Genomic DNA, 13377 nt, shown 5'->3' on the forward strand with positions numbered 1-13377 from the left:
TCTACACCTGCTCTACCATTAATGGCCTTGGCTTGTAATCCTTAACCAAATCAGCAATTGCTTTAATATGGGCGGGCGTAGTTCCACAACAACCCCCAATAATATTAATCAACCCTTTATCCAGATACTCCTTAATTTGACTTGCCATTTGTTCCGGATTTTGGTCGTATTCTCCAAAAGCATTGGGCAGTCCGGCATTGGGATGGGCCGAGATTCCGAACTCACTCTTCTTGGAAAGGACCTCTAAATGGGGCACTAAGTCCTTAGCTCCCAAGGCACAGTTGAATCCCACAGTTAACAAAGGAATATGGGATACGCTAATAAGAAATGCCTCCGCGGTTTGACCCGTCAATGTTCTGCCCGATGCATCCGTAATCGTCCCACTTATCATGATAGGAACGTCTATATTTCGTTCTTCTTTCACTTCTTCTATAGCAAATAAAGCGGCCTTACAATTTAAGGTGTCCGTAATGGTCTCTATCAACAAAACATCCACACCACCATCTAAAAGGGCTTCAACTTGTTGCTTGTAGGCAATGCGTAATTCCTCAAAAGTGATGGCCCTGTAACCGGAGTCGTTCACATCCGGGGACATACTGGCTGTTTTATTCGTAGGCCCCATGCTACCCGCCACAAAACGTGGTTTTTCGGGGGTTTTCAACGTGTACTCTTCGGCAACTTTTTTGGCGATGACCGCAGATTCATAATTCAAGTCATACACAAAATCCTGCATTTCATAATCCGCCATGGCGATGGTGGTGCTGGAAAAGGTATTGGTTTCAATGATATCCGCCCCTGCTTCTAAGTATTTCCTATGCACTTCCGCTAATGCCTCAGGTTGGGTAAGTGCCAACATATCGTTGTTACCCTTAACATCAATATGCCAATCCTTGAATCGCTTCCCTCGGAAATCATCCTCAGTAAACCTATATTGCTGCAACATAGTGCCCATGGCACCATCTAACACTAAAATCCGCTTTTGAAGCTCTACTTTTATATTGCTCATTTCTGTTTCATGTTGGACGTTAAAACCTCCTATTTTAAATCAATTAAAAGTTACGCAAGGAATCAAGACAAGGAATTTGGGCTAAGCCTTTTGGGGTTATCTTTCCCGATAGTATTCGGGATAGAACGTAGCACCTACTTACCTACTGACCAAATCAGACTAGACTAAGGGTTGCCAAGGCTTCAATGGGTCTATTCCCTCCACCTTTCTTGATAACAATACAGTTTTTAAAAGAACTGGGGCAAAGTAACGGCTCTACCCGTTCAAAACCAAATAATCATTTTTGTAAAGACTTTTCCATAACAAAAAACCCTTCAATTAGTATTCTTGAAGGGTTCCTTAGTCGTTTTAAAAATTACTATGCTATACTTTGAACCACTTCTTTTTTAGCCTCTTTTTTGGAGCCGTCAAATCCTTCTACCCCACCCACAGTAGTATATTTCATAACATACCGCTTACCGGGATTGATGATTTGATACGCATACTGACACATGACGGCAGCCTCATGAAACCCTGATAAAATCAATTTCAACTTTCCTTCATAGGTATTTACGTCACCGATAGCGAAAACACCGGGTAAATTGGTTTGGTAGTCCTTGGCATTGTTCACCTTTATAGCATTCTTCTCAATTTCCAATCCCCAATTACCGATTGGACCCAATTTCGGTGAAAGTCCGAAAAGGGGAATAAAATTATCCACCTCTAGGTAGGTTTCACCCTTTTCGGCGTCGTTATGTTTGATGACAACGGCTTCCAACTTCTCATCACCATATAATTTTTTAACCTCGGCTTCCGTGAATAATTTTATTTTACCCAATTTGGCCAATTCCGATGCTTTCTCAACGGAGTCCAAGGCTCCTCGAAATTCATTTCTACGGTGAACCAAGGATACTTCCGAAGCGACATCGGCCAAGAAAATGGCCCAATCTAGGGCAGAATCTCCTCCACCGGCAATGACCACCTTTTTACCACGATAGACCTCCGGGTCCTTAACCATATAAGCCACGCCTTTATCCTCAAAATCCACAATATTGGAAATGGGAGGCTTTCTTGGCTCGAAAGAGCCCAAACCGCCTGCAATCACCACAACGGGTGCATGGTGCTGTGTACCTTTGTTCGTGGTAACTATGTAGGAGCCATCTTCTTGTTTGTCCAAGGTTTCCGCCCGTTCTCCCAAGGTAAATCCGGCTTCAAATGGCTTTATCTGTTCCATAAGATTATCCACTAATGTACCCGCCAATATTTCCGGAAAAGCTGGAATATCATAAATCGGTTTTTTGGGATAAATCTCCGAGCACTGACCACCAGGCTGTGGCAATGCATCGATAAGATGGCATTTTAATTTTAGCAGTCCTGCTTCAAATACGGTAAATAATCCTGTTGGGCCTGCACCTATGATTACAATATCTGTTTTTATCATACTTCTTAATTAGGATTTAGTGGTTAGGAGTTAGCTGTTTAGATAAAAAAAATCTTTTATCTATTCACTTAGAACTTTTAACTCTTTACTATCTACATATCGTTTTTTTATTTCGATAAGCTTTTGCCGATGTCCAACCACTTCACCAATTATAATGATGGCAGGATTGGACAACCTATTCTTCTTTACTTCGTCTTCTATATTGGAAATAGTCCCTACCGCTATTTTCTCGTCTTTCCAAGTACCATTTTGGATAATGGCAATAGCTGTTTCGTCCTTCCCTTCCTTTTTAAAAAAAGAAACAATTTCGGGTAATTTGGACATTCCCATGAGAATGACAACCGTAGCATTACTTTTAGCTGCCAAGGCTACGTCTCCTGATAATTTATGCTGTTTTGTAGTTCCCGTAATGACCCAAAAACTCTCCGAAGCCCCTCTTTTAGTAACTGGGATATTTTGATAGGCCGGCACACTTAAACCGGACGAAATTCCGGGAACCATTGCCGTTTCCAGACCGTGGAAAGCTGCAAATTCCATTTCCTCCGCACCACGGCCGAAAACAAAGGGATCACCTCCTTTTAGCCGGACTACGTGCCCGTGGGATTTGGCCCTGGAAACAATAAGCTCGTTTATTTGGTCCTGTTGATAGGTGTAACAACCTTTTCTTTTTCCAACGAATATCTTTTCTACTTTTGGGGCATATTGTAAAAGCTCTTCGTTAACAAGAGCATCATACAAAACTACATCGGCGCTTTGAAGGGCCTTTATTGCCTTAACGGTAATCAATTCAGGGTCACCCGGTCCTGCTCCCACAACAGTTAACCTCCCCCCCGTTTGGAAGGGAGTGTTTACTGCCGCTGCGATTGTTTTTTGATTGGGTTGTTTGTTAAACTGCATTTTAAACTTGCGCTAATTCTCGTTCCCTATACTTTTCAACGGTTTCTAAAAACAATCTTGCATTTTTCAAATAGGATGTGGCAAATTCTTTCGTAGGCTCATTTTTGTTGATTTGCAAAACCATGTTCTCAAAACCACCCGAAACCTCGATTCTACCATCGGCAACAAACTTCTCATCAAAATCTTTGATAATACTGGCGTGGGTGTTCACTTTGGTATTTTCTGATGTCAATAAGGCCTTGGCCGAATTGACCATTGAGGCATAGGCATAATAAATACTGGCAGCCCATTTTTCCTCCTCAAATTTCTCTTGGGCATTCTGAATTTTTTCCTCACTTTCAAAAAGTAAGGTGGCTATCAAATCAATGACTACCCCTGCGCATTCACCAACTCCGATAGCTTTTTCATATTTTTCAGTATTTCCCCAATCAATAAAATCATCGGCAGTTAAATCATCGACACTGGATAAATGGGTCAAGAAATCGTAGAAATACATTTGTCCTTTTTCGGCATAATAATCCGGAAAGGTTTTCCCGTTACCGTTAGCATCAAAATCGTCCAATATCAATCGTAATGCTTCAGGTCCCCTCTTGCTTGGCACTTTTACAACCTTATCCGCAAAACGGCCATTTCCGTTACCGTCGTTTCCTCCACCTAACAATACCTGTAGGGCCGGGGCCACTAATTTGTCCTTAGTGCGGACCGACATCCCCTGGAAACCTATATTGGCCATATTGTGCTGCCCACAGGCATTCATACAGCCGCTTATTTTAATAACCACATCCGGATTCTCAATATATTGTGGATATTCTGCTTTTATCACCCGTTCCAACTCTTCCGCTATTCCCGTACTACTCGCAATACCCAGGTTGCAGGTATCCGTTCCGGGACAGGCGGTAATATCCAAGGCCTTATTATAACCGGCCTCCGCAAAGCCTAATTTTTTTAGTTCCGTGTAGAAAAATGGAATGGCATCCTCCTTTACATAGGGAATCAATATGTTTTGTCTCAAGGTCAACCGGAATTCCCCCGCAGCATATTTCTGTACCAAATCCGCTAACAATCTGGCCTTGTCCGTGTAAAAATCTCCCAAAAGAACCTTAATTCCTATTGCCACAAAACCACCTTGCTTCTGTGGTACGATGTTGGTAGACTTCCATTTTTCAAATTCCTTGATATCGTCGATATCTGCTATTGGAGCTTCGAGTTCGGAAACTTTTATCTTAGGGTATGCTAAAGCATCAATGGGATAGGTTTTAAAAGGAATTGCCTTGCATTCTTCATCAATCAGTTTTCTAAAACCATCCAAGCCCACATCTTTTAATAAGAACTTCAGCCTGGCTTTTGCCCTGCTTTTTCGTTCTCCAAAGCGGTCAAAAACACGTACCACTACTTCCATCAAAGGAATTATTTTATCCGAGGGCAAAAACTCATATAAAACATCCGCATGCCTCGGTTGAGATCCCAATCCCCCACCAAGCATAACCTTAAAACCTTTAATACCCTCTTTGATTTTGGCTATAAAACCAAGGTCGTGCATGTAGGAAAGTCCAGTATCTTCATCCGAAGCGGAAAAGGATACCTTAAACTTTCGTCCCATTTCCTGACTCACAGGATTTCTTAAAAAATATTGAAAAAGTGCGTGAGCATAGGGCGATACATCAAAAGGCTCGTTTATATCGATTCCTGCGGTTTCGCTGGCCGTTACATTGCGTACCGTATTACCACAGGCTTCCCTGAGGGTAATATCATCCTTTTCCAACTCGGCCCATAACTCTGGGGTCCTGTTCAAATCCACATAATGAATTTGAATATCCTGTCTAGTAGTGATATGAAGTCTTCCCCTAGAATATTCATCCGAAACCTCACAAATACGATGCAATTGTTTAGATGTTACCTTTCCGTAAGGCAACTTTATCCTGATCATCTGAACCCCTGGTTGACGCTGTCCATAAACTCCCCTGGCCAAGCGAAGACTTCGAAATTTCTCCTCATCCAGCTTACCTCCATGGAATTCATGAATCTTTCGTTCCAACTCTAGGATATCCTTTTCAACAATAGGATTTTCTATTTCTGTTCTAAAACTTTGCATTGCTATTTTTAATTTGATCTTGTCCCGCTTCCTTTATTATAATATTAACCCTATCGGCTTTATATGTTTTAATTCAAAATTATCTTGAACCTTTAATTCATTGAAGAAATTTAGGACTAACTTATAAAACCGGCCCCTACCGTATTATTTGATTGTGTATCGATTAGAATAAAGGAACCATTGGTCCTATGATTCTTGAACTTATCATAAAATATAGGTTTATTCAATCTAAAACTCACCTCGGCAATATCGTTCATATCCAACGACTGGGCTTCCGCATCCACCCCGGAATAATCCGGCGCAATCTTATGATGCACTTGATCTACCTTGGCCAATACTTTATTGACCCCATGTTGCACCACATATTTGTTCCCTGCCGTCAACGGCTTGGAATCCATCCAAGAGATGGTCGCGGTAAATTGCTTTTCAATCGTGGGTAAGTCATTCGCTTTGACCAACATATCACCCCTGCTTAAATTAATTTCGTCTTCCAACGTAATGGTCACAGATGATCTTCTCGAAGCCGTTTTATATTTTTTATCGTATACATAAATCTCCTTGATTCTCGACCTTGTTTGGGAAGGTAGTGCGATAACCTCATCCCCTACACTCAACTCGCCACCGTAAACCTTACCTGCAAATCCCCTAAAATCATGATGCTCCTCCGTTTTTGGACGAATGACATATTGCACTGGAAAGCGCGGCGTACCTACATTGGAAACGGCTGCCAAATCCAGTCCTTCCAAATGCTCCAACAAGGTTTCCCCTTTGTACCACGGAGTATTTGCGGATTTATTCACCACATTATCCCCCTTAAGGGCACTCACCGGAACAAACGTGATTTTTTGATCGGCGTAATCCCGCTTTTCCATCAATTTTTCAAAATCAGCCTTAATTTCATTGTATCGCTCTTCCGAAAAATCGACCAGATCCATTTTATTGATGGCTACCACTACTTCCTTTATACGTAGAAGATTATTGATGAAAAAATGCCTGTTGGTCTGCTCAATGACCCCTTTGCGGGCATCGATCAATATAATGGCCGCCTGAGAGGTAGAGGCACCCGTTACCATATTTCGGGTATATTCCACATGTCCTGGGGTATCGGCGATGATATAGCTTTTCTTCGCAGTGGAAAAATAGATATGGGCTACATCTATGGTAATTCCCTGCTCCCGCTCGGCTACCAACCCATCCGTAGCCAAGGAAAAATCCAAATAATCATATCCTTTTTGCTTACTGGTCCTTTCTATGGCTTCGAGTTTATCCGAAGTCAGGGATTTGGTATCGTAAAGTATCCTTCCAATCAAGGTACTTTTACCATCATCTACACTACCTGCCGTTGCTATTTTTAGTACTTCCAATTTCGTTTTTCGTTGTTAGTTCATAGTTGTTGGTGATATTCGAAGAATACTATCAACGAAGAACCAATTACTATCAACCAGATTAAAAATATCCTTGTTGTTTTCTTTTTTCCATGGCCGCTTCGGAACGCTTGTCGTCTATACGAGCACCTCGTTCTGAAATGGAAGAATCCCTAATTTCCGCTACCACCTTATCTATACTTATGGCATCAGATAGAACGGCCGCTGTACAGGACATATCCCCTACCGTTCTAAAACGAACCATTCGTTCTTCCACAACCTCATCCTCGTCCCTGAATACAATTCCATCTTCGGCAGACCATATCATACCGTCCCTAAGAAAGGTCTTACGCTTATGTGCAAAATAGATGGAAGGTATCTCTATGCCTTCATCCTTTATATAGGACCAAACATCTAGCTCCGTCCAGTTGGAAATAGGGAAAACACGTACGTTCTGACCCAACTCAATCTGACCGTTTAACATATCGAACAATTCCGGTCTTTGGTTTCTTTCGTCCCATTGTCCAAAATCGTCACGAACAGAAAATATCCTTTCCTTGGCCCTTGCTTTTTCCTCATCCCTACGGGCGCCACCAATACAAGCATCGAACTTAAACTCTTCAATGGCATCCAATAATGTGGTGGTTTGCAAACTGTTTCTGCTAGAATATCTTCCGGATTCCTCCTTGACCTTTCCCTGATCAATGGAGTCCTGAACATTTCTAACGATAAGTTCCAATCCCAGTTCCTTCACCAAGCGATCTCTAAATTCTATGGTCTCAGGAAAATTATGTCCCGTGTCGATATGCATCAAGGGAAAGGGAATTTTAGCGGGCCAGAAGGCCTTTTGGGCCAACCTTACCAAAGTAATCGAGTCCTTTCCTCCAGAAAACAATAAAACGGGTTTTTCAAATTGTGCCGCAACCTCCCTCAAAATATAAATGGCCTCGTTCTCTAAGGCATTGATATGGGCAGTATTCTCAATGATTTCCGTTGGCACTTCCAATTCTTTAACTTCCATAGATATTTTTTATGTATGTAATCCGCACTCCCTATTGGCCAAAACCTTAGTGGGATCAAAATAGTTATGTTCATTGGGAAGATCGAACTTCCTTAAATAGGTATCTAATTGGGTATCACTATAATGATAGAAAGGACTCACTTTTAGCACTCCGTCCTTGCTCAAACTTAATATATCCAAACTATCGCGCAGGGCTGTCTGACCTTTGCGCAAGTTCGTAAACCAAACATCCGGCTTAAAGTCGGACATGGCCCTGGCAAAAGGTTCCAATTTCACCTGCTTGGTAAATTCCTCATGGAGGGGATCATCAATTTGTGGAATTCCCATTATGGCATCCCTATGGGCAGAGGTCTGTCTTGGAACATATAGTTTGATGTTCAACTGTAACCTTTCAATTAGCTCCTCCGCATGTTTGTAGGTCTTTGGGGTATTGTACCCCGTATCGCACCAAATCACAGGAATATCCTGACTTACTTGCGATACCGCATGTAAAATAGCGACTTCATAAGGCCTAAAATTGGTAGTAACCACTGGCGTATTACCATGTTTTACGGCCCAAGAGATGATTTCCTCTGGTGGTATACCCTTGAATTGGGCGTTCAATTGTTGAATTTGAGATGTTGTAAATGCCATACCTTATTTATTTGCCCCATTTTATTAAGTTCCACAACCTTTCATGGAAAAAATAGAGAATCATTTTCGTGACAAAATCTATTGAGGCTATGGATGCCGCAATTGAAATCTTACCCGTAAGAATGTATGAAATAACAAGGGTGTCCAGAGTTCCTATGATTCGCCAGCTAAATGCCTTGGCAATACTACGAATGGGCTTTTCGGATTTTTTATCCTCGGCGTAGGTTGTTTTTGTGGTCTTCCTATCTAAAACAAGTTGATCTGCAATCATCTAAATACTAAATTTTATTACCCTACTTACTTAGTAGAGTTTTCAAAAATAGAATTTAAATTTTACCTGTCAATAATGAAATCCTAAAAATATTAATTTACCCTATAGATTTAGTAGATTATTAACAAAAGTAGGCTAAAAATAAGATATTCTCAACATGGATTCCTTTTGGGAATATCCTATTTTACATCCTTGGGAGTATCGCAAAGAATATCCTGCAAGGTATTGTTTCGGTATACCGTAAGGGCACTATCCCGCACTTGGAGCATCAGTTTGTGGACGGAGCAACGCGCTTCATCCGGGCAGTCGTCGCAGCTTTCATAAAAATTAAGGCTTACACAGGGTACCATGGCTATGGGGCCTTCCAGTACCCGCATAACATCGGTCATGTAAATTTGGTCTGGATTCTTTAAAAGATAATATCCCCCACCTTTACCTTTTTTGGAACTCAGGAAACCCGACTTGCGAAGACTTAATAAAATACTTTCCAAAAACTTCTGGGAGATGTTCTCATGCGCTGAAATTTCGGAAATCTGAACGGGCTTTCTGTCTTTTTGGTTTCCCAAATAGGCCAGTGCCTTTAGTCCGTATTTTGTTTTTTTGGAAAGCATGACGCTAAGATAATTAAAATTAAGGGTTGAGGACTTAAAATGGAACCTTGGGCAATCTAAGAAAAACTCAAATAGCGAAAAAATGAGGCGATGCAACCCCTTCATAGTGTGTATCTTTCCAATGATTAAAATTAAGTTGATAAATAATGTTAATCTTACACGTTACTTGTTCCATTACTAGTGATTATTTCTTATCTTGAAACATCCGATTCAAAACAAACTCATTATGTCAAAATTCAGCTTAAAAATAAACGGAAAGACCCAAGAGGTCGATGTGGACGAAAATACACCCATGCTCTGGGTGCTTAGGGACCATCTCAAATTGGTAGGCACCAAATACGGTTGCGGTATTGCCCAATGTGGGGCCTGCACCGTTCACCTGGGAGATAATGCGGTCCGCTCCTGTCAATTACCAATTTCATCTGTAGGCGACCAAGAAATCACAACCATAGAAGGGTTGTCCGATAACGGCGACCATCCAGTACAGCAAGCTTGGTTGGAAATTGATGTTCCCCAGTGCGGATATTGTCAGGCGGGACAGATAATGAGTGCATCGGCCCTATTAAAAAGGAACCCTTCCCCTTCGGATGAAGAAATAGAAGCGGCCATGAACGGAAATATCTGCAGATGTGGAACCTATGTGCGTATAAAGAAGGCTATAAAAACGGCCGCCTCGGCGACACAGAATGCATAACTCGAACCAGGTAAAAACTTAAAAAAATGACACTTGTAAAAACAAAAATAGGTAGACGTTCCTTTATTAGGACTTCCGCACTCGCTGGAGGCGGAATGATGGTTGGTTTTAGTTGGCTGGCCTCCTGTAAAATGACACCCGAAGAAGTAAACAGTCTTCCCAAGGAATGGTTTGAAATTAATGGATTTCTAAAGATAGGGGACAATGGCATGGTGACCATTATGTCACCCAATCCGGAAATAGGCCAAAACGTAAAAACGGCCATGCCCATGATAGTAGCTGACGAATTGGATGTGGATTGGAAAAATGTAATCGTAGAACAGGCACCTTTAAATTTAGATGTTTTCCAGCGCCAATTGGCCGGTGGTAGTCAATCCATTAGGGCTGGTTGGGAAGGATTACGTATGGCGGGGGCTACGGCCAGAAAAATGTTGAAACAGGCAGCCGCCAAGGCATGGGAAGTTCCAGAAAGTGAAATTACCACCTCTAATGGCACTCTCTATCACAAAGCCAGCAACAAATCTGCAGGGTATGGGGAAATGGCATCCGCCGCTGTTGGGGTCACTTCTCCCAACGACCCACCAGAAAACATTGAAGTTCCGGAAGAAGTGGAATTAAAGGATATTAAAGATTTTACGATAATAGGTACGGACCGATTAAATGTGGACGGACCAAAAATAGTCACCGGAAAACCACTGTTTGGAATCGATGTTCAGGAAGAAGGTATGTTAACGGCTATGATCATACATCCCCCCGCCTTTGGTCAAACCTATAAATCCATGGATGCGGAGTCCGTTAAATCTATGCCGGGAATCGTAGATGTATTTCCAGTGGAAGTATATCCGGAAGGTGTTGAAAAACAATGGTCTGATGGTGGAGGAATCGCTGAATTGGTAGCCGTTGTTGGTGAAAGTACCTGGCAATGTATGCAGGCCAAAAAAGCGTTGAAGGTAGAATGGGAAAGCCCGTCCGACTTGGAAAGCACGGCATCCTACGAAGAGGACCTCGAGAAACTGATAGAGGCTCCAGTTGAGGCACCTGCTAGAAGCGACGGTGATTTTAACAAGGCCATAAAAGGGGCCGCTAAAGTAATAGAACGAACCTACAGTGCTCCATTCTTGGCGCACAACACCATGGAACCCATGAACTTTTTTGCCAACGTAACTGCGGATAAGGCCGAAGTCAAAGGTCCTATACAGACTCCTGAGTTTTTGGAAAAGACCTTATCCTCGGTATTAGGATTGCCCATTGATAAAATAGATGTTGGCATGACCCGTATGGGTGGTGGATTTGGGCGTAGGCTCTACGGACACTTTGGTGTAGAGGCAGCCGTTATTTCCAAAAAGGTGCAGGCACCGATAAAATTGGTGTATACCCGTGAGGACGATATGACCCAAGGGACCTACAGACCGGCTTACAAAGTAAGGTTCAAGGCCGGGTTGGATAAGGACAACAATCTAATAGCCTGGTCCGTGAAGGGAGTTGGTACCAATGACGATTTAGTATTTGAAGATAGATTCCCTGCGGGTGCGGTAGATAATTATTTGGCCGAAAAAACAAGTCTCCAGACCAAAATTACCACCGGGGCATGGAGGGCACCTAGATCCAACTTTATGGCCGGTGCGGAGCAGTCCTTTATGGACGAGGTAGCCGAATTGGCGGGAAAAGACCCCATCGAATTCCGTTTGGAATTGTTCGACAGGGCCATAAAAGACCCCGTGGGACCACCTGAGAAAAATGATTATGACCCGGAACGCTATGCAGGAGTATTAAAACTTGCCAAAGAGAAATCTAACTGGGGTAATACCAATGATGGAAAAGCAAGGGGAGTTTCGGCATATTACTGCCACAATTCCTATGTAGCCCAGGTATTGGATCTTACCATGGACGGTAATAAACCTATGGTAGACAAGGTTGTCTGTGCCGTTGATTGTGGAATTGTAATCAACCCAATCAGTGCCAAAAACCAGATTGAAGGGGGTATTATTGATGGTATTGGACACGCTACTTATTCTCAAATGACCTTTGAGGACGGAGTTCCCCAGCAGCAGAATTTCGACTCCTATCATTTAATCAGAAATAGTGAGGCGCCCAAACAGATAGAATCCTATTTTGTGGACAACGGTATAGACCCTACCGGACTGGGAGAACCTTCGTTGCCACCGGTCATCGGGGCATTGGCAAATGCTATGTATAAGGCTACCGGAAAACGTGTCTACAATCAACCATTTATCCTTGAAAAAGAAATAGTGGGATAACATATTGCTTGGCCTATTGCTAGGTATTACCGTTACGACCCCACGGCCGTAATTTAAAAAGTGTCCATGGAAAATCCACGGACACTTTTTTATTATCAGTAAAGTGAACAATCAATTCAATTGCCTAAACTCTTGAGGAGAATGGCCCACCTTATTCTTAAAAAGACGAGAAAAATGTTGCGGATATTTAAAACCCAATTCGTAGGCGATTTCACTAACTGATTTACCGGGGTCGAACACTTTCTCTTTTGCTACATCGATTAGCCGATTCTGAATGTACTCTTGAGCGGAATACCCAGTTTCTTTTTTGACCAAGTCGCCAAAATAATTGGAAGACAAATTTTGTTCCTCTGCGAAATAGCTGACCGATGGGGTTCCCAACTCCTTGGCCTTACCAGTTTGGAAATAAGAATTCAAGGAAATGTCAAACCTCTGAATCACCCCAAGATTTTCCTTTTCCCGGGTAATGAACTGCCGATCGTAGAACCTCATGCAGTATTTCAAAAATAGTTCAATACTGGCGACTACAAGTTCCTTACTGTGCTTGTCTATTCCGTATGAAAGCTCCGTTCGAATCTTATCAAAAAGATCCAACACCAATTGCCTTTCCTTTTTTGAGATATGAAGTGCTTCATGAGATAGATAAGAGAAAAATCCATAATCGCTGATTGTTTTTGCCAAATGGGTTCCATAAAGCAAATCTGGATGAAACAAAAGCGCATGGCCCGATGGTTTAAAACTTGCATCGATATGCCCAACATTCACTACTTGTCCAGGTGCCAAAAAAACCAAGGTCCCATCTTGGTAGTCATAGTTTTGGCGACCATATCTTAAAATACAGCCCTCCCCTTGTTTCAGGAAAATTCCATAGAAATGGTAGCGGACAGCCTCCGCATTATCCTGTCCATCCATAATACCTTCAGAAAGATCATGAACACTTACGAGGGGGTGTAAGGTCGATAGATTAAATTTGGAACAATAATCATCCACTTTTACCAAATCTTTAATTGAGGCCATACGATATTTTACTTTCTCCGAAAGTAGTTAAAGTTTTGTGAACAAACCATTTAGCACTTCAAAATCAGTAAAAATGGTACGTTATTCCATAAA

12 protein-coding genes and 1 riboswitch are annotated in these 13377 nt (G+C 42.1%); of the genes, 2 read left to right on the plus strand and 10 right to left on the minus strand.

What is annotated here, in order from left to right; genetic code table 11:
• Window position 1: 1 nt before the first annotated feature.
• From DZC72_RS15960 to DZC72_RS16000, 9 genes are all read right to left on the minus strand, one after another.
• On the minus strand, window positions 2–1006 hold the full coding sequence (locus DZC72_RS15960) for a homocysteine S-methyltransferase family protein (protein ID WP_125223919.1): 1005 nt from the start codon (window positions 1004–1006) through the stop codon (window positions 2–4).
• Window positions 1007–1099: 93 nt separating this feature from the next.
• Window positions 1100–1225, minus strand: a riboswitch (SAM riboswitch).
• Window positions 1226–1364: 139 nt separating this feature from the next.
• On the minus strand, window positions 1365–2426 hold the full coding sequence (locus tag DZC72_RS15965; RefSeq protein ID WP_125223920.1) for an NAD(P)/FAD-dependent oxidoreductase: 1062 nt from the start codon (window positions 2424–2426) through the stop codon (window positions 1365–1367).
• 60 nt (window positions 2427–2486) lie between these two features.
• A complete protein-coding gene (gene cobA, locus DZC72_RS15970; RefSeq protein ID WP_125223921.1) occupies window positions 2487–3323 on the minus strand; it encodes a uroporphyrinogen-III C-methyltransferase in 837 nt (278 codons plus the stop codon).
• 1 nt (window position 3324) lies between these two features.
• Complete coding sequence (locus DZC72_RS15975) at window positions 3325–5415, minus strand: HEPN domain-containing protein (RefSeq protein ID WP_125223922.1); 2091 nt, start codon at window positions 5413–5415, stop codon at window positions 3325–3327.
• Window positions 5416–5531: 116 nt separating this feature from the next.
• A complete protein-coding gene (locus DZC72_RS15980; protein WP_125223923.1) occupies window positions 5532–6779 on the minus strand; it encodes a sulfate adenylyltransferase subunit 1 in 1248 nt (415 codons plus the stop codon).
• An 82-nt stretch (window positions 6780–6861) separates the two neighbouring features.
• Window positions 6862–7800: a sulfate adenylyltransferase subunit CysD gene (gene cysD / locus DZC72_RS15985; RefSeq protein ID WP_125223924.1), complete on the minus strand. Its 939-nt coding sequence runs from the start codon at window positions 7798–7800 to the stop codon at window positions 6862–6864.
• Window positions 7801–7809: 9 nt separating this feature from the next.
• On the minus strand, window positions 7810–8433 hold the full coding sequence (locus tag DZC72_RS15990; RefSeq protein ID WP_125223925.1) for a phosphoadenosine phosphosulfate reductase domain-containing protein: 624 nt from the start codon (window positions 8431–8433) through the stop codon (window positions 7810–7812).
• 7 nt (window positions 8434–8440) lie between these two features.
• Window positions 8441–8704 (minus strand): DUF2061 domain-containing protein, encoded by a 264-nt coding sequence (locus DZC72_RS15995; protein WP_125223926.1) that lies wholly within the window; start codon window positions 8702–8704, stop codon window positions 8441–8443.
• Between the two features lie 179 nt (window positions 8705–8883).
• Window positions 8884–9315, minus strand: a complete 432-nt coding sequence (locus DZC72_RS16000; protein WP_125223927.1) for an RrF2 family transcriptional regulator — start codon at window positions 9313–9315, stop codon at window positions 8884–8886.
• A 226-nt stretch (window positions 9316–9541) separates the two neighbouring features.
• Here DZC72_RS16000 and DZC72_RS16005 point away from each other — a divergent pair, with 226 nt between their 5' ends.
• Both DZC72_RS16005 and DZC72_RS16010 read left to right on the plus strand, forming a co-directional pair.
• Entirely contained in the window at window positions 9542–10009 is a 468-nt protein-coding gene (locus DZC72_RS16005) for a (2Fe-2S)-binding protein (RefSeq protein ID WP_125223928.1), read from the plus strand.
• A 26-nt stretch (window positions 10010–10035) separates the two neighbouring features.
• Complete coding sequence (locus tag DZC72_RS16010; protein ID WP_125223929.1) at window positions 10036–12267, plus strand: xanthine dehydrogenase family protein molybdopterin-binding subunit; 2232 nt, start codon at window positions 10036–10038, stop codon at window positions 12265–12267.
• Window positions 12268–12378: 111 nt separating this feature from the next.
• On the opposite strand, the gene DZC72_RS16015 is transcribed toward DZC72_RS16010, so the two are convergent.
• On the minus strand, window positions 12379–13284 hold the full coding sequence (locus DZC72_RS16015) for a helix-turn-helix domain-containing protein (RefSeq protein ID WP_125223930.1): 906 nt from the start codon (window positions 13282–13284) through the stop codon (window positions 12379–12381).
• Window positions 13285–13377: the final 93 nt, after the last annotated feature.

The organism is Maribacter algicola (assembly GCF_003933245.1).
Taxonomy (GTDB): Bacteria; Bacteroidota; Bacteroidia; order Flavobacteriales; family Flavobacteriaceae; genus Maribacter; species Maribacter algicola.